At 67.1% G+C, this 17,541-nt stretch carries 14 protein-coding genes and 1 tRNA gene; 12 read left to right on the top strand and 3 right to left on the bottom strand.

The window, feature by feature from the left end; genetic code table 11:
* Positions 1-32 precede the first annotated feature (32 nt).
* Positions 33-836 carry a 2-keto-4-pentenoate hydratase gene (locus tag ACEN8G_RS05310; protein ID WP_413416147.1) on the bottom strand — a complete coding sequence of 268 codons (804 nt, stop codon included), beginning with the start codon at positions 834-836 and terminating at the stop codon, positions 33-35.
* 484 nt (positions 837-1,320) lie between these two features.
* Between ACEN8G_RS05310 and ACEN8G_RS05305 the strand changes: the two genes are divergently transcribed.
* The 3 genes from ACEN8G_RS05305 (at position 1,321) to ACEN8G_RS05295 (ending at position 9,604) form a co-directional block, all read left to right on the top strand.
* Positions 1,321-5,088 carry a LamG-like jellyroll fold domain-containing protein gene (locus ACEN8G_RS05305; protein ID WP_413416146.1) on the top strand — a complete coding sequence of 1,256 codons (3,768 nt, stop codon included), beginning with the start codon at positions 1,321-1,323 and terminating at the stop codon, positions 5,086-5,088.
* Between the two features lie 14 nt (positions 5,089-5,102).
* Positions 5,103-6,578, top strand: coding sequence for a DUF885 family protein (locus tag ACEN8G_RS05300; RefSeq protein ID WP_413416145.1), 1,476 nt, complete (start codon positions 5,103-5,105; stop codon positions 6,576-6,578).
* A 110-nt stretch (positions 6,579-6,688) separates the two neighbouring features.
* A complete protein-coding gene (locus ACEN8G_RS05295) occupies positions 6,689-9,604 on the top strand; it encodes a TonB-dependent receptor (RefSeq protein ID WP_413416144.1) in 2,916 nt (971 codons plus the stop codon).
* A 120-nt stretch (positions 9,605-9,724) separates the two neighbouring features.
* Here the strand turns inward: ACEN8G_RS05295 and ACEN8G_RS05290 are convergent.
* Positions 9,725-9,810 (bottom strand) — tRNA-Leu (locus tag ACEN8G_RS05290).
* Positions 9,811-9,896: 86 nt separating this feature from the next.
* Here ACEN8G_RS05290 and ACEN8G_RS05285 point away from each other — a divergent pair.
* The gene (locus ACEN8G_RS05285) at positions 9,897-10,442 is read left to right on the top strand and encodes a hypothetical protein (RefSeq protein ID WP_413416143.1); all 546 of its coding nucleotides are present in this window, start codon (positions 9,897-9,899) and stop codon (positions 10,440-10,442) included.
* Positions 10,443-10,446: 4 nt separating this feature from the next.
* Here ACEN8G_RS05285 and ACEN8G_RS05280 read toward each other — a convergent pair whose 3' ends face one another.
* Positions 10,447-11,955 (bottom strand): YifB family Mg chelatase-like AAA ATPase, encoded by a 1,509-nt coding sequence (locus ACEN8G_RS05280; protein WP_413416142.1) that lies wholly within the window; start codon positions 11,953-11,955, stop codon positions 10,447-10,449.
* 168 nt (positions 11,956-12,123) lie between these two features.
* Here ACEN8G_RS05280 and ACEN8G_RS05275 point away from each other — a divergent pair, with 168 nt between their 5' ends.
* The 8 genes from ACEN8G_RS05275 (at position 12,124) to ACEN8G_RS05240 (ending at position 17,541) form a co-directional block, all read left to right on the top strand.
* Positions 12,124-12,447 carry a hypothetical protein gene (locus ACEN8G_RS05275; protein WP_413416141.1) on the top strand — a complete coding sequence of 108 codons (324 nt, stop codon included), beginning with the start codon at positions 12,124-12,126 and terminating at the stop codon, positions 12,445-12,447.
* Between the two features lie 87 nt (positions 12,448-12,534).
* Complete coding sequence (gene rpmH / locus ACEN8G_RS05270) at positions 12,535-12,669, top strand: 50S ribosomal protein L34 (protein ID WP_055760664.1); 135 nt, start codon at positions 12,535-12,537, stop codon at positions 12,667-12,669.
* A 17-nt stretch (positions 12,670-12,686) separates the two neighbouring features.
* Complete coding sequence (gene rnpA / locus ACEN8G_RS05265) at positions 12,687-13,019, top strand: ribonuclease P protein component (protein ID WP_413416140.1); 333 nt, start codon at positions 12,687-12,689, stop codon at positions 13,017-13,019.
* Entirely contained in the window at positions 13,016-13,228 is a 213-nt protein-coding gene (gene yidD / locus ACEN8G_RS05260; RefSeq protein WP_183994259.1) for a membrane protein insertion efficiency factor YidD, read from the top strand. The genes rnpA and yidD overlap by 4 nt, the downstream gene beginning before the upstream one ends.
* Before the next feature lie 21 nt (positions 13,229-13,249).
* Positions 13,250-14,959 (top strand): membrane protein insertase YidC, encoded by a 1,710-nt coding sequence (yidC, locus tag ACEN8G_RS05255; RefSeq protein ID WP_413416139.1) that lies wholly within the window; start codon positions 13,250-13,252, stop codon positions 14,957-14,959.
* A gap of 96 nt (positions 14,960-15,055) precedes the next feature.
* Positions 15,056-15,697, top strand: coding sequence for a ribosome biogenesis GTP-binding protein YihA/YsxC (gene yihA, locus ACEN8G_RS05250; protein ID WP_307118385.1), 642 nt, complete (start codon positions 15,056-15,058; stop codon positions 15,695-15,697).
* Complete coding sequence (locus ACEN8G_RS05245) at positions 15,694-16,035, top strand: gamma-glutamylcyclotransferase family protein (protein ID WP_413416367.1); 342 nt, start codon at positions 15,694-15,696, stop codon at positions 16,033-16,035. The genes yihA and ACEN8G_RS05245 overlap by 4 nt, the downstream gene beginning before the upstream one ends.
* Before the next feature lie 372 nt (positions 16,036-16,407).
* Positions 16,408-17,541, top strand: coding sequence for an acyltransferase family protein (locus ACEN8G_RS05240; protein WP_413416366.1), 1,134 nt, complete (start codon positions 16,408-16,410; stop codon positions 17,539-17,541).

Below are 17,541 nucleotides of genomic sequence, written 5' to 3'. Positions count from 1 at the left end.
CTCCCTTTTATTTTTCTTCCGCGACCGCCGAATCAGGCGTCGTGAATGCCGACGATACGGCACCTGACGCTGTAGTCATCGGCGAACCGTGCCTCCACCAGATCGCCTACGCGAACTGGATGGACACCCGTGACGGCACCAGTGGAAATCCACTGGCCCTTCGCGAGCGGAAGCTGCCGGTTAGCCGCAAGCTCGAACAGGAAGCGGACGGCACCGAACGGACCGTCGAGCATGGTGCTCGCCGTCGCCTCGCCGGCCACTTCGCCTTCGATTGTTAGCGCTACCGGCCACTCAAGGAAATCCATGTCGCGCGGAATTTCCGCGCCGATCACCAGGCCGTTATTGTTGCCGAAGTCGGAGACGGTCACGGCCGGGCCATGCTCGTTGATCCCCGGGAAGGGCGAACTCGCCACTTCGATGCCGACATGGACGGCATCGACATATTCGGCGACTTCGGCATTGGTCCAGGCGCGGTCGAAATTCTCGGGCAGCGTGCCCAGGCGCAGCAGATACTCCGCCTCGCCCGCCGCGAAACCGCGCTCGAACACCGGCATCACGGGCACGTCCCCCTCGGCGGCGGTCACCACCGAATCGGCGAAGATCGGGCCGGCCAGCCGGTTGGAGCCATAGGTGGCATCGAGCGGCGCCGGGATCTTGCCGACCTTCCAGCCGGCGACCTTGTCGCCGAACAGTTCGATCGCACGCTCCTGGATGCCATAGGCCTCGTCGAGCGTGCCGGGCAGTTCGCCCGGATAGTCGATCGGTGCATTCCCTGCCTGTCGGGCCGCAACAAATGCTTGGGCGATGGCCTCGGCCGGTTCCCGTCCTTCAATCAACGCTAAATTCCCCATGTTCCGGTCGCGTGAGGGTCGCCCGCCATGTCTCGACCGCGCAAACGCAGCCGTCGCCCGACATCGCCCTTCCACCCGCTTCGCACCCTCCGGGGACCGCTCGCCTCCTGCGATCCGCGAATATGTGGAGAAGACAGGCCGAACCGGTGCCGGACCATGTCGAGTAACTTGCGCGCGATCTCCTCTCCGAGTGGCCACGGCCGGCTTTGCGCGGGTCCGCGGAATGTCGGCATGATGCTACCGGTGTCAGATGCGCACGTCAACGCATGTCGAAGCCCTCGCGATGTTGGTAGCGGAAACATTGGAACGCCCCGATCCCCGCCCGTCTCGCCCAGGAACGTACCTTGGCGCGACTTCAACCCGGACATCGCTGGGAAATGAGAAAGCTGTTGTCACCGGTGTCAAGCGCCGTCATGCTTGACAATAAGGGCGGCTGAGACCGTCCTGCTATGGTTCAGAGAGGCATGTCATGATCCGCACGTCCACCAGCATCGCTCTGGCATGGGCACTCGCGCTCGCCGCGAGCCCCGCCTTCGCGCAGGGCACGGACGACGGCCTGCTCTTCCGCGCTTCGGGCGACAAGGGCAGCACCGCGGAGAAGGCTGGCGGCGACGCGGTCCCCAATTTCCAGACCAAGGTGACCAATGTGCCGGACGGCGCGATCGGCGGCGCGTTCCGCTGGGCGGACGACGGCTATCTCGCCTGGAACGCGCCGGGGAACATCCAGGCGCAGCGCGGCACCCTCTCCTTCTTCTGGCGTTCGCGCGAGCCGGTGGGCGAAGCGCCCTTCGTGATCTTCCGCGTCGGCTATGCCGATCATTCGAGCTGGGACATGGCGTTCCTGCGCATCGACTGGAACGGCCACGGCTTCGACGCCTTCGTGACCGACGCCAACCTCTCGCGCGTCCGCGTCTCGTTCAAGCTCCCCGCCAACCCCGCGCCCGATGCCTGGCAGCACATCGCCTTCGCCTGGGACGAGGCAGTAGGCGTGCGCCTGTTCGTCGACGGCAAGGAAGTCGCGCGCAAGGACCAGAAGGCAGATCTCGACACCGGGCTCGACCAGTTCGGTCTCGCAGGCCGGGTGATGGCGCCGCACCAGGTGCAGAGCCGCTACAATTTCATGCGCGGCAGCGATCTCGACGAGATCCGCGTCTATGACCGCATGCTCGATGCCACCGGGATCGCAGCGCTCGCCGCCAGAGCCGAACCCGCCCCCTCCCCTGCCATCGCCGAAGCCGGCAAGCGCGCCGCCTGGCTCCACCGCTTCGGCTGGGACAGCGCCTCGCCGCCGGTGCTTAGCGACAAGGTCACCAGCGTCCGCAAGGTCGAGTTCGCCGATGCGAAGGACCTGAAGGAATGGATGTGGAAGGGCGTGGACGGCATCGCCGAGACCACCTGGCCCGGCGTCTACAACCGCTCGCGCCTGCCCGGCCGCGACGATTATTTCGAGCTGCCCGACTGGAACGTCTATGTCGAGGGCGGCAAGACCTACACGCTCGCCGTCCCCAAGGGCGAGAAGTTCAACCGCGTCGAAATCCGCGGCGCCGCCTATGGCGCGCTCGACTACAGCACCGACGGCTCCAGCTTCCGCAGCCTGGCCAGGCGCCCCCAGGGCGTGGTCCGCAGCGTGACCTCGCTCGGCGAGGCGCAGGGAGGCACGCTCCGCTTCACCAATGCGATGCAGGAGCAGCCGGTCCAGGAAATCTGGGCCTATGATGTCGGCGCCGGCAAGGAACCCGAGGGCGCCTACAAGCTCAGCTACACGGTGAACGCCGGCGTCTCCTCGGATCTCGCCGCGCTTGCCCCGCTCAACAGGTTCATCCGCGGCCGCTATCCGGCCGACGAGCGCAACACCGTGCTGGCCCTGCCCCCGGGCGCCGGCTCGGCCGCGGCGGGTGCCGGCAGCGCCGCCTCGACCGGTGCCGCCGCGCATGTCGAAGGCGCGATGCCGATCGTCCATGTCCTGATCCCCTCGGGCTTCGGCGACGCCTTTGCCGGCCGGGCGCTTGCCCGCGCCTGGAACTATGGCTGGGAGAACAGCCGCGACGGCCTCGACGGCATCGCAATCGACATCCCCGCGCTCAAGGCCACGCCCGGCAAGGACGGGCTGATCCCGCTCAACATCAAGGTGAAGGACCCGATCTGGCCGGGCCGCGACATGATCGATCTGTCGGTCTCTGTCCGCCCGAACGAGGCCCGCACGCTCTGGCTCGACCTGCGGGACCGCATCCTCACCAACGACAGCCTCTACCTATCCCTCGCCTCCGCCGCCGCCGACTTCGGCCCGGCATCGCTCGACGGGATGAACATCCGCCTCGTGTTCAAGGACCGCAAGGACGCGCTTTCCGAGCACATCGCCGACCGTTTCAACCAGGTGAAGGACAATTGGGGCTTCCTGGTCGAGGAGCACACTGCCTCGAAGCGCGCCGCGATGTACGCCCGCGTCTTCGCCGATGCGCAGGACCTGCTCCGCGTCGATCCCGACAATGTCGAAGGGCGCCGCTACTGGGCGGACATCAGCTACGGTCCGCAGAACCTGCCCGAGTTCAAGCAGCCCGAAGCCCCCGCCGGCGTGCCGCTCTGGGCCTTCCGCCAGCTCGAGGACCTCAGGATCACTCGCCAGTTCGTCAACTGGTGGATCGACAATCGCCAGGTCCCCTATGGCGATTTCGGCGGCGGCATCTCCGACGATACCGACCTCACCCAGCAATGGCCGGGCCTCGCGCTGATGGGCGTCGATCCGGACAAGATCAACGCGTCGCTCCGTGCGCTGTCGGAAGCCGTGTACAGGAACGGCATGATGGTGAACGGCCTCGGCCACATCACCACCGACGAGCTCCACACCTATGAGGAGGGCATGAACTCGGACGCCGAGCGCCTCTACCTCAACTGGGGCGAGCCGCGGGCGGTCGAGCGGCTGATGGCGACGGTGAAGGCGCTCAAGACGATCATCCTCCCCAACGCCGCCGGGCACATGCACTTCGCCAGCAACTGGTACGGCGCGCAGAAGATCTACCGCGAGGGGCCGTTCGAATGGCAGAAGCCCTATAGCTGGGTGGTCCTCCACGCCCCGACGCTGCTCGGCGTCTATAACGGCAATCCCGATGCGAAGGGCCTGATCACCGGCACGGTCGACGGTCTGCTCGCCCATGGCAAGCAGGACGCCAAGGGCAATTGGAGCTACCCCAACGAGATCAACTGGCGCAGCGATGCCGAGCGCGCCGGCGACGGCGGCGGCGCCTCCACCCCGATCCAGGCGGTCTGGTCGGCGTACCGCTTCACCGGCGACGCGAAGTATCTGGACCCGATTCTCGCCCGCGTGGGCAAGAGCGGCCCCGCCTCGGTACAGGACATCAACGAGAACGTCATCCGCCTGCTAGGCAGCGACAAGGACTGGGCGAAGGCGCTCACCGACCGGGCGAAGAAGGGCGGCGCCTTCGAGCAATGGGCCGCCTGGGACGCGACCGGCGACACCAGATACCTGGAGTCGCTCCACGCCGCGGCGATCGAGGACAAGTCGCAGCGCCAGTACATGTACACCGAGGGCCATTGGTGGTCCGACCGGGTCGACCAGCCCAATGAGATCCTCCAGCGCGAGCGGCTCGGCGGCATCGCACTGCGCCGGAACCAGACCTGGCCGGGCAATGCGGTGAGCTGGCGCTTCGACGATCCCGAAGGCGCGCTCAAGACCGCGATTCTCGTCCCTGGCGCCACGCCGACCCACTTCAAGGTGATCGCCTACAACACCGGCGACACGCCGCAATCGGCCGAGATGTCGACCTGGAACGTGCAGGCCGGCGAATGGGAGATGGTGACGAACGGTACCACCACCCCGCTCCATCTCGAGCGCAGCGCCGCAACCCGCGTCACCTTCGCGCCACACGCCACGACCGAGATCGAGTTCACCCTGAAGACCCCGGGCGGAGAAGTCGCCACGCGCCCGGATCTCGGTATCGGCAGTGACGATGTCGCGGTGAAGGGCGGTAGGCTCGCCGTCATCGTCCACAGCCTCGGCGCGAAGGACGCGCCTGGCGGCACCCTCACCGTGGAGGATTCTTCGGGCAAGGCGCTCGCCACCGCGGCGATCCCGGCCCTCGCCGCCCCGCTCGACCTCACCCCCAAGACCGCGACGGTAAAGCTCGCGCTGCCCAAGGGCGCCGCCCGCATCCGCGTCGCGCTTCCCGGCAATGCGCCGGAGGTGACGCAGCTCAACAATCTGGTGAAGCTGCCCAACTGAACCGGAGGCCCTTGATGCACCGCCGCCAGTTCCTCGCCGCCGCCAGTGTCGCCGCGCTCCCGCGCGTCGCCCTAGCCGCCCCCGACCGCGACGCCGAGCTCAAGGCGATGCTCGATGGGCTTTCCGGCACCCCTTCGGTGAAGCTGGGCCGGGTCTCCGGATTCGATCCGGGCGGGCTTTCGGCATCGTCGCGGATCGACCTGGATACGGTTCGCGCGGGGTTAGAGGCCGATTCCGCGATGATCCGGCTGTTTCCCATCGGACGATTCGGCCGCTCGCCCTATGTGATCGCGCCGAATGCGGGCGCCTGGCGCGAAGCCGCGCCCTCTGCACAGCGGGTCGAAGCCGAGACCGCACAGATCGAGGCCGATGCCCGGCGCGGCGTGATCCTCCCCGCGCCGCTACTGGCGAAAACGCGCGCGGGGATCGACGCGGCCGCCGACAAGGCTGGCGGTGCCGCTACCGAGGCCTTGCGCAGGCAGGCAGCTTTGCTCGCCGAGCTTGCCTCCAAAGCACCCGCCGAGCCGGGAACCGGGCGTTTCCCCGGGGGCCGCGACTATTTCGCGCTGCTGCTCGAGCGCCATTACGGCCGGATCGACCCGGCGGAAGCGCACCGGATCATGCTCCACAAGGCACGCGAGCTCACCGCTCGCGCCGATGCCGTCCTCAGGCGCCTCGGCTACACCAAAGGCAGCGTCGGCGCGCGGATCAGCGCCGCGTTCAAGGACCCGCGTTTCCTCTACAGCGACGACGATGCCGGCCGCGACCGCGCCGTGGCCGACATGAATGCGGCACTCGCGCGGGTCCCCGCCCATCTGCCCGCGCTGTTCGGCCCGCTGCCGCCCCAGTGCCTGAACGTCGCCACGGTGCGGATGACCCGGGCCGAGGAGGCCGAGAGCAAGCAGGGCTATCGCACCGTCCCCGCGCCCAGCACGGCCGGCGCCTATTACCCGGACCTCAAGCGCATCCGCGACCGCCCGTCCTGGACCTTGCCCGCCGTGGTCCATCACGAATTGCTGCCCGGCCACATGATCCAGCTGCCGATCGAGGCCGCCGCCAACCCGCATCCCCTGCGACTCGAATATGCCCCCGCCTTCGCCGAGGGCTGGGCGATCTATACCGAGCAGCTGATGGCCTCCGAAGGCGCCTTTGCCGGCGACGATCGTGCCCTTCTGGGGCATTTGCACTGGTTGCTGTTCCGGATTGGCCGCGGACTGGTTGACACCGGTGTCCATATCGGACAAGAAACACTGGCACAGACGAGCAGCAAGCTCGCGAAACTGCAGGGAGAGGCGGCCTATTTCGCGCCGGTGGCGCAGGATATCGAGCGAATCTGCATTGAACCCGCCATGCGCGCCGCGGAGGCGCTCACCTGGCTGGGGCTGGCCCGCATGGGGGCCGCTGCGCAGCGCAACGGTCCGGAATCGCTCAGGAAATTCCATCGCAAGGTGCTGGCCGACGGTCGCAAGCGCCTCGCGATGATCGGATAAGGGCCGACGCAAGCCGGCCAGGACGAGCAGAGAGCCGGCATCAGCCGGCCAAGACACCAGGCGAGCTGCGTGCGCGGCGGGACCTGGACACTGACCATGGGAGAATTGGGATGCGTAAAGGAACTAAGAGGCGGAATCTGTGGTGTGCCGGCGCGTCGCTGGCGGTGATGGCCGGCGCGAGCATCGCGTCTCCGGCGCTGGCGCAGGACACGCAGGCTCCCGCCCCCGCCGATACGACCGTGCAGGAGCAGGACCAGGCCACCGACGGCGCCATTGTTGTCACCGGTTTCCGCCAGTCGCTGCAAAAGGCGCTCAACCTCAAGCGCGAGTCGATCGGTGCGGTCGATGCGATCGTCGCCGAGGATATCGCCAAGTTCCCCGACCAGAACCTCGCGGAATCGCTGCAGCGCATTCCCGGCATCTCGATCCAGCGTGACGGCGGCGAAGGCCGCGCGATCACCGTGCGCGGTCTCGGCGCGCAGTTCACCCGCGTCCGTCTGAACGGCCTCGAGACCGTGGCGACGTCGAGCGACGGCGCCAGCGCCAATCGCGATCGCGCCTTCGATTTCAACGTCTTCGCCTCCGAGCTGTTCAGCTCGCTGGTGGTCCACAAGACCGCGGAAGCCTCGCTCGACGAAGGTTCGCTCGGCGCGGTCGTCGATCTGAACACCGGCAATCCGCTGGCCGGCAAGTCCGGCCTGCACGGCGTGGTCTCGGTGCTGGGCTCGTACAACGACCTGTCCAAGGATCTCGGCCCGCGCGTTGCCGGGTTGCTGAGCTGGAAGAACGATGCCGGCACCTTCGGCGTCGCGGTCTCGGCCGCCTATTCGAAGGTCAACACGCTCGAGCTGGGCAACAACTCGGTGCGCTGGGCGCAGGCGCGCTTCGACTCGGTCAACGGCACGCCCTGCTTCTACAACACCAGCGCGCCGCCGCCGAACGTGGTCTACACCACGCCCCGCACGAACAGCGGCGGTACCTATCGCCCCAGCGCGGCCTGCGACCAGGCGACGCTGTCCTTCCACCCGCGCATTCCGCGCTATGGCCAGGTCGAGCACCGCCGCGATCGCCTGGGCCTGACCGGCTCGATCCAGTTCGCGCCGACCGAATCGACCAAGATCTCGCTCGACGCACTCTATTCGCGCTTCAAGGAAGACCGCGAGGAGCGCTGGGGTGAAGTGCTGCTGCGCTCGAACGAGCGCGCCGTCGACGTCGTGAACCCGGTGTACGACGCCAACAACAACATGATCTCGGCGACGCTCAACGACGTCTATGTCCGCACCGAGCATTACCTCCGCAAGTCGAACACCCAATTCTATCAGTTCGGCGGTACCTGGGATCAGGACGTCACCGACAAGTTCCGCTTCACCCTGCTGGGCGGCCTGTCCAAGTCGGATGCCGATATTCCCGTCGAGACGACGATCGCCTTCGACGATCGCGACGCACAGGGTTACAAATACGACTATACCAACATGAAGAGCCCGGTGCTGACCTTCGGCACCAGCGTGACCGATCCGGCCAATTTCCAGCTCGCCGAGATCCGCGATCGCCCGTCGAACGTCACCAACAAATTCAAGACCGGTCAGCTGCGCACCGAGTGGGACGTGGCGGAAGGCTTCCAGATCAAGGCGGGCGCCATGTGGCGGCGCTTCAACTTCGATACCAAGGCGTACATGCGCGACACCGCGGTGTGCGGCAATGGCGGCGCCGATCTGGTGCTCGGCACGATCACCTGCTCGGCCACCACGGTCTTCGGCCCCGGCGCGGTCTATGGCTTCCCGGTGACCTCGGCCCTGTCGGAGCAGTTCAACCTGGGCAGCGCCGGCCAGCCTTCGGGCAACACCAACCAGTGGCTGGTCGCCAACCTGCCGGCAGCCGCTGCCTATACCAAGCTGTACAGCCGCCCGCTGCTCCTCGATGTGGGCAACAATCGCAGCGTGCAGGAGACGGTGAAGGGCGGCTATCTGCAGTTCGACGTGAAGGGCAACCTGCTCGGCCTCGAATTCGCTGGCAATGCGGGTATGCGCTACGCCAAGACCGACCAGTCCTCGACCGGCGTCCTGAGCGGCACCACCGTCACGGTGGAGCGCACCTATGACGACTGGCTGCCGTCGTTCAACCTCGCCTTCTATCCGACGCACGACATCACCGTCCGCGGCGCGATCGCAAAGGTCATCACCCGTCCCTCGCTGGGCAACCTGACCCCTGGCGGCACGATCGACGGCTTCAACTACCGGATCAGCTACGGCAATCCGCAGCTCGATCCGTACCGGGCGACCAATTTCGACCTGGCCGTCGAATGGTATTTCGCGCCCCAGTCGATCTTCTCGGTGGCGCTGTTCCAGAAGAACATCGCCAGCTTCCCGATCTCGCGCGCCTTCACCGCGAGCTTCGCGTCGACCGGTCTGCCGAAGTCGGCGCTGCCGACCAGCTCGCCGGCCTATATCAACTTCGATCCCAACCAGGAGTATACGATCACCGCGAACGTGAACGGTGCGGGCGCCAAGCTGCGCGGCGTGGAAATCGCCGCGCAGGTGCCGCTGACCTTCCTGCCGGGCGTGTTCAAGCACTTCGGCGTGCTCGCCAACGCGACGTTCATCGATTCCACCGCGAGCTATACCACCCAGGGGCCGATCACGGTGGCCTATGTGCCGGCCACCGGCGCGCTCGGCCCGCTCACCAATGTGACGCGTGACTCGACGCTGTTCGGCGTGTCCAAGCGCGCGTTCAACGGCACGCTCTACTATGACGACGGCCGCTTCAGCGCCCGCGTCATGGGTACCTATCGCGGGCCCTATGTCGATGCGAACAGCGGCACCGGCAACGTGTTCGAAGGCTATGGCTCGACCGTCAACGTCGATGCCTCGGTCCGCTACAAGGTCAACGAGTGGCTGGAGCTCTCGGTCGAGGGCAACAACCTGACCGACGAATATCGCTACCGCTACACCGACGTCGATGCCGAGCGGAGCTACGAGAACAACCATTTCGGCCGCACGATCCTGTTCGGCGCCCGCCTGAAGCTCTGATCGCCTCCGCGATCCAACTAGGGGGCCGTCGCATCACCCGATGCGGCGGCCCTTTCTTCTGGCCACGCGCGACAAGGCGCGCCCGGGCTAGCCGGACGAATCTGCTGGTTGTCTGGAGACTGGTACGGGTGGTCGGACTCGAACCGACATGTTGTTGCCAACGGCGGATTTTGAGTCCGCTGCGTCTACCATTCCGCCACACCCGCAGCGAAGCGGCTGGCTAGACCATGGGACGGGTAAGGGCAAGCCGCTGCTGCTGGCGACCCGAAGCGAAATCGCGCATGGGAAAGCCATGAGTGCAAGCGAACCCATTGGCGTCCCCTATGACGGCACCGCGCCCGAAAGCATCGACGCCTGGTCCCGGCTGATCTTCGATGCGCTGTCGCCGTGGCCGATCGCCCAGGCCGGCATCTGGACACGCTGGGATCCCGGCTATCTGCTGCTTCAGATCGACACATCGGGGGAAACGAAGATCGAACCGATCTTCATCGACACCGCCGATGGTGTCCTGACTGTGATGTTCGGTTATTGGGAGGACGCGTTCCCCGATACCGAAACCGGCTCAACGGAAGAGGATGCGGCCGTAGCGGCGGCACAGGCCGAACGGCTGGTCGAACAATGGCTGGGCGGCGATTTGCGTACCGCGGTCTATTACCGGGCTGATGGAGAATGGTGCGGCAGCATCGCGATCGAAGGCCCCGACACCGAATTGCAGCTACGTCACGCCGCATCGGAACTGCGCGGCTTCGTGCCCGCCCGGATCGAGCTGCGCAGCCCCGCACGCAAGGACTGGGAGGAGATCGCCATTCCGCCCGATTGGCTGACGCGACCCGCCTGACAGCTCATCCTCGCGGTGCCTGGCGCCTATAGCTCAGCGCCTCGGCGACATGGATCCGCCCCACCCCCTCGGCACCCGCCAGGTCAGCGATCGTCCGCGCCACGCGCAGCACCCTTGTATAGCCGCGCGCCGATAGCCGCATCGCCTCGGCCGCCTGCGCCAGCAGCTTGCGCCCGGCCTCGTCGGGCATGGCATGGCCGGTGAGCGCATCGCCATCGGCCTCGGCATTGGTCCGCGCCGACACGTCCCGGTAACGCGCCGACTGCACCGCCCGCGCCTCGGCCACCCGTGCAGCCACTTCGGCCGAACCCTCCACCGGCCGGTCGAGCACCAGGTCCGCCGCGGTCACCGGCTGGACCTCGACATGCAGGTCGATCCGGTCGAGCAGCGGGCCCGAGACCTTGGCCTGGTAATCCGCCGCGCAGCGCGGCGCCCGGGCACAGGCGAGCGCGGGGTCGCCCAGATGCCCGCACCGGCAAGGGTTCATCGCCGCGACCAGCTGCACCCGCGCGGGGAAGGTGACATGCGCATTCGCGCGCGCCACGCTGACCACCCCCGCCTCGATCGGCTGGCGCAGCGAATCGAGCACCGCGCGCTGGAATTCGGGCAGTTCGTCGAGGAACAGCACGCCGAGATGCGCCAGGCTCACCTCGCCCGGCTTCACCCGAAGCCCGCCGCCGGTGAGCGCCGCCATCGAGGCTGAGTGGTGCGGCGAACGGAAAGGCCGCGCTCGGGTGAGCCGCCCGCCCTGCAGCGTCCCCGCGACCGAGGCGACCATCGACACTTCCAGCGCCTCGCCCGCATCGAGCGGCGGCAATATCCCCGGCAGGCACGAGGCGAGCAGCGACTTGCCCGCACCCGGCGGCCCGCACATCAGCAGGTTGTGTCCGCCCGCCGCGGCGATCTCGAGCGCCCGCCGCGCCGTCTCCTGCCCCTTCACCTGCGCAAGGTCGGGCCCCGGCACCACCGTATCGACCACCCCCGCCGCCGGCATCGGCAGCAGCTGGTTGCCCTTGAAATGGTTGAGCAGCGCGATCAGGTCGGGCGCCGCCACCACCTCGACCTGCCCGGCCCAGCTCGCCTCGGGTCCCTGGGCGGCGGGGCAGACCAGCCCCTTGCCCGTCTCGGCGGCATGGAGTGCCGCGAGCAGCACGCCCGGGCTCGGCGCGATCCGCCCGTCCAGCGCCAGCTCGCCGACCACGACATAGCCCGACAGCGTCTCGGCATCGACCACGCCCATCGCCCCCAGCAGCGCCAGCGCCACCGCCAGGTCGAAATGCGATCCTTCCTTGGGCAGGTCGGCGGGCGAGAGGTTGAGGATGATGTGCTTGGGCGGCAGCGCCAGCCCGATCGCGGCCATCGCCGCGCGCACCCGCTCGCGGCTCTCCGCCACGGCCTTGTCGGGCAGGCCGACCACCACGAACTTGGGCAGGCCGGCGACGAGGTTGCACTGCACCTCCACCGCCCGCGCTTCCAATCCCAGATAGGCAACCGTCGAAACGCTCGCGACCAAGCCCTGCCCCTCCCCCGGAAACCCCGACGATAGCGCCCGATTCCCCCGATGCGGCGAGGGATGCGACCGGAACGGATGCATCCGGCGGCACGACGAAACCGCGCCCGCGCGCGACCAGCCGCACGCATGTGTCTTGCACAACCAACACACGCTCCCCACCTGCTATCCATGGCACGCAAGCGCAGCCCGCTGGTCCGCACGATCCTGGTCGTCACCGGGTTCGTCGTGATCGCCCTGTCGCCGCTGGTCGGCATCATTCCCGGCCCCGGCGGCATCCTGGTGTTCGCCGCCGGGCTGGTGCTGGTCCTCCAGAACGCCAATTGGGCGCAGCGCGCCTTCTGCCGGATGAAGCGGCGCTGGCCGCGATTCGGGCGCTATGCCGACATGGCGCTCCGCCGCCGCAGCGCCCGGCGCCGCCGCCAGCGCGAAAAGGAGGCGGAAATCGCCCGCGCAGAGGCCGAACTGCTCGGTTTGGGGAACGGAACGCGTTGACTCGTCCGGATCGTCCCACTATGGGCACCCGACACGCGGCCGCCCCTGTGGTGGCCATTTTACGTTCTAGATACTCGAGGATGAGCGATGAAGCGGACTTTTCAGCCGAGCAACCTGGTGCGTGCGCGCCGGCACGGCTTCCGCAGCCGCATGGCGACCCCGGGCGGCCGCAATGTGATTCGCGCCCGCCGCGCCCGCGGCCGCAAGAAGCTGTCGGCGTAATCACCGACGGTGAAGTCGTGAGCCTCGCCCGGCTCACGCAGCGCAAGGATTATCTCGCGGCGAACGCGGGCAAGCGGGCTCCGATGCCCGGCTTCGTCCTGATCGTCCGAGTACGCGACGATGCCGATCCGTTGATGCGGGTCGGCATTACCGTATCCAAGAAAGTCGGCAACGCGGTGGTCCGCAACCGGATGAAGCGCCGGTTCCGCGCGCTCGTCCGCGAAGTGCTGCCTGTGGCCGGCCTGCCCGGCGCCGATCATGTGCTGGTCGGCCGCGCCGGCGGCGTCGAGCGCCCATTCGACGATCTCAAGGCCGAACTGGCCAAGGCGCTGGGGAAGGTGAAGCGGTGATCGCGCGCCTCCTCATCCTGCTCGCCCGGGCCTGGCAGATCGGCCCTTCGGCGGTGCTGCCGCCCAGCTGCCGCTACCAGCCAAGCTGTTCGGCCTATGCAATCGAGGCGCTTCGCCGCTATGGGGCTGTCAAAGGCAGCTGGCTCGCCGTCCGGCGGATCGCCCGCTGCCACCCATGGGGCGGGCACGGCTACGACCCAGTGCCATAAGTTTTTCCGGGGAATCGGTACGTGAAGGAAGACCAGAAGAATTTCCTGCTGTTCGCGGTCATCGCGGGGTTGCTGCTGTTCGCATGGCCGATGGTGGCCAACTGGTTCTTCCCGCAGCAGAAGCAGGCCACCTCCACCCAGATGGTGGACGGCAAGCAGGTGCCCAAGGCGATTCCGACCGCGGCGGCCCCGGCTGCGCTGCGCGAGCGCGCCATCGTGCTGGCCGAAAGCCCGCGCGTGGTGATCGACACGCCCTCGCTCAAGGGCTCGATCAACCTCAAGGGCGCCCGGATCGACGACCTGGTCCTCGCCAAATATGACGAGACCACCGCGAAGAACTCGCCCCCCATCCACCTGCTGAGCCCGAGCGGCGCCCAGGGCGCCTATTTCGCCGAGTTCGGCTGGGCGGGCGCCGGCGTGAAGGCGCCGGATGCCAACACCGTGTGGCAGGCCAGCGGCACCAAGCTGACCCCGACGACCCCGGTGACGCTGACCAGCAAGTCCGCGACCGGCCAGATCTTCCGCATCGAGCTGTCGGTCGATCAGGACTATATGTTCTCGATCCGCCAGACCGTCGCCAATCTCGGCCAGGCGCCGGTCTCGGTCACCCCCTATGCCTCGGTCTCGCGCGCCGATCGTTCGAAGGACGCCGGCCAGTGGGCCGCGCGCGTCGGCCCGATCGCGGCGACCGCCGACAAGGCCCATTACCTCGGCTGGACGGACGTCGAGACCACGGCCCAGAGCTACAAGACCAGCGGCGGCTGGGCCGGCTTCACCGATCATTACTGGCTGACCTCGCTGATCCCCGATCAGCGCGTGCCGGTCACGCTCGGCCAGCGCCAGAACCCGAGCAAGGCCTATCAGGCCGATTATCAGCTCGATCAGCCGCTCATCATCGAGCCGGGCAAGCAGACCAGCTATTCCAGCCGCTTCTTCGCCGGCGCGAAGGAAGTGAAGCTGCTCGATTCCTATCAGAAGAATCTCGGCATCGCACTGTTCAGCTATGCGCTCGACTGGGGCTGGTTCGGCGTGATCGAGCAGCCGATCTTCTACTATCTCGACTGGCTGTTCCGCCTGGTCGGCAATTTCGGCGTGGCGATCATCCTGCTGACGATCACCATCCGCGGCCTGCTCTTCCCGATCGCGCACAAGCAGTTCGAATCGATGGCGCGCATGCGCGTCATCCAGCCGAAGATGAAGGCGCTGCAGGAACGCCACAAGGACGACAAGCAGCGCCAGCAGCAGGAGATCATGAAGCTGTACAAGGAAGAGAAGGTGAACCCGCTCGCGGGCTGCCTCCCGATCCTGCTGCAGATTCCGATCATGTTCGCGCTCTACAAGGTGCTGCTGCTCACCATCGAAATGCGCCACCAGCCCTTCGCGCTGTGGATCCGCGACCTTTCCGCGCCCGACCCCGCGACGATCATCAACCTGTTCGGCTATCTCCACTTCACGCCGCCTTCGTTCCTGGCGATCGGCGTGGTGCCCGTGCTGCTCGGCGTGTCGATGTACTTCCAGATGAAGTTCAACCCGGCCCCGATGGACGAGATCCAGAAGCAGGTCTTCGCGATCATGCCGTGGATGCTGATGTTCCTGATGGCGCCGTTCGCCGTCGGCCTGCAGCTCTACTGGATCACCTCGAACGTGATCACCATCCTGCAGCAGCAGTGGCTCTATTCGCGCCACCCGGTGCTGAAGCAGCCGATGAAGAAGGAAGCCAAGGCGAAGTGAGCCATTTTCTGTCCGTCATCCCGGCGAAAGCCGGGATCTCGTGCCGCGGGCGCGCGCTCCTGATGGAGATCCCGGCTTTCGCCGGGATGACGGCTCATGTCTGATCCCTTCGACGCCGAGCAGCTGGAAGCCGCGCGGAAGATCTTCGCCGGCCCGGTCGCCTTCCTGAAATCGGCTCCCAAGCTCGAGCACCTGCCCAGCCCGGTGGTGCCCGAGGTGGCGTTCGCCGGCCGATCGAACGTGGGCAAGTCGTCGCTGCTCAACGCGCTCGCCAACCGCAACGGCCTGGCGCGCACCTCGAACACCCCGGGGCGCACGCAGGAGCTGAACTTCTTCGACGTAGGCGATCCGCTCAAGTTCCGCCTGGTCGACATGCCGGGATACGGCTTCGCCAAGGCGCCCAAGGACATGCTGCGCCAATGGCGCTACCTGGTGAACGACTTCCTGCGCGGACGCGACGTGCTCAAGCGCGCGCTGGTGCTGATCGACAGCCGCCACGGCATCAAGGAAGTCGACAACGAGATCCTCGACATGCTCGACACGGCGGCAGTGAGCTACCGGATCGTCCTGACCAAGACCGACAAGATCAAGGCGAGCGAGCTGGCCGAGGTCCTCGAGCGCACCCAGGCGGCGGCCCGCAAGCGCCCCGCCGCGCATCCGGACATCATCTCGACCTCGTCCGAAAAGGGCATGGGCATCCCCGAGCTGCGCGCCGCGGTGCTCGAGGCGATCGGGTGAGCCAGGCTGAGGCCCTGCTCTTCTCCTACGGCACGCTCCAGCTGGAGAATGTGCAGCTTACCCAGTTCGGCCGGCTGCTCGAAGGCCACGACGACACGCTCCACGGCTACCGGCAGATCGAGATCACGATCCGCGATCCGGACGTGCTGGAAGCCAGCGGCATCGAGGTGCACCTGGCGCTGGTCCCCGACGCCGACGCCCCGCCCATCCCCGGCAAGGTCTTCCGCCTGACCGCCGAGGAACTGGCCGCGGCGGACGTGTACGAGAGCGAGAATTACGTGCGTGTCGAGGCGCCGCTGGCGAGCGGCACCAGTGCCTGGGTCTATGTGAAGGCCTGACAACACACCGTCACACCGGCCCCTTCCGCATAGCTCGAGATGGAAGCCCCGTACGGGCGGTAGACCCTGCCCGCATCGTCACCGCTTGCAATGTAGGATTTGGCCTGATTGGCTCGTGCGGCCGGGGGAAGCGTCGCGCCGCTCTTTCCCATTGTTGGAAAAATAGGATCACGACCGCGCAAGCATGTTGCGCGGCGGCCAACGGACAAGCCGTCACTGGTGTGACCTTAGTGACCTTCCGCCGGCAAAAACCGGCTCCAGGCGTGTACTTCGTGTCCTTTGGCCGAGTCGCCGCGCCGTCGATGTAGGAAGCGCCTTTTGACCTCTACCGCCAACCGCGCCACACTCCCCTTCAACCGGAGGGGATCGCCAATGACCGAAGCGCCCAGCGCACCCGCCCGCCTTGCCGGGCTCGACCTGTTCCGCGGGCTGACTATGGCCTTCATGGTCATCGTCAACACGCCGGGCAGCTGGTCGCATGTCTGGTGGCCGCTCGATCATGCCGAGTGGCATGGCTTCACCCCGACCGACCTGGTCTTCCCCGCCTTTCTCTGCGCCATGGGCGTGGCGCTGGGCCTGTCCTTTCCCCGCAGGATCGACGCAAGGCTCTGGAATCGCGTGCTTCGCCGTACGCTATTGCTAATCATTATCGGATGGGCATGGCAGATGCTCGCCCGCCCGGGCCTAGCGGATTTCCGCGTGTTCGGTGTCCTCCCCCGGCTGGGCATCTGCTACGGCCTCGCCGCCGCGCTGGCGATCCTCACCGCACGCATGGACGCCGATGGCCGCGCGCATCTCAACGCCCCCGCGCTCGGCGTCGCCAGCCTTGTCCTCCTGCTCGGCTATTGGGCGCTGCTCAGCTTCGTCGCCACGCCCGGCCATGCCGCAGGCGATCTGAGCCCCGAGGGCAATCTCGCCGGCTATGTCGACCGGATCATGGTCACCACCCACCACATGTACCGCATGGGCACCGATGCGGCGGGCAATGTGGTTTACGACCCCGAGGGGCTGCTCTCCACCCTCCCCGCCTTGGTCAATGTCCTGCTCGGCGCTCTCGCCGCTTTGTGGTGGAAGGCCGCGCCGGATCGCGCGACGATGCGCATCCTGCTCGCCGGGATCGCGCTTGCCGCGCTGGGCTATGCCTTCTCCTTCGCCTTCCCGCTCAACAAGAAGCTGTGGACCAGCAGCTTCGCGCTCTGGACCTCGGGCCTGTCGGCGATCCTGTTCACCGGCTGCATCGTCGCATCGCGCAGCGCAGCGGTGCGCAAGGCGCTATGGCCGCTCGACGTGCTGGGGATGAACGCGATCCTCGGCTATCTCCTCTCGCTGCTCCTCTCGCTCGCCGCGATGCGCACCGGCTTCCAGGCCTGGGCCTGGGAGGCGCTTTCCGCGCTGCTCCCCGGCAACCTCCTCCTCGCCTCGTTCCTGTTCGCGCTGGCGGTGCTGCTGCTGGTGATCGCCCTGCTCATCCCGCTCCACCGTCGTGGAATCCATATGCGACTGTAA

Source organism: Sphingomonas sp. Sphisp66 (assembly GCF_047324325.1).
Lineage (GTDB): Bacteria > Pseudomonadota > Alphaproteobacteria > Sphingomonadales > Sphingomonadaceae > Sphingomonas.
This window is presented reverse-complemented; position numbering and strand designations above follow the sequence as displayed.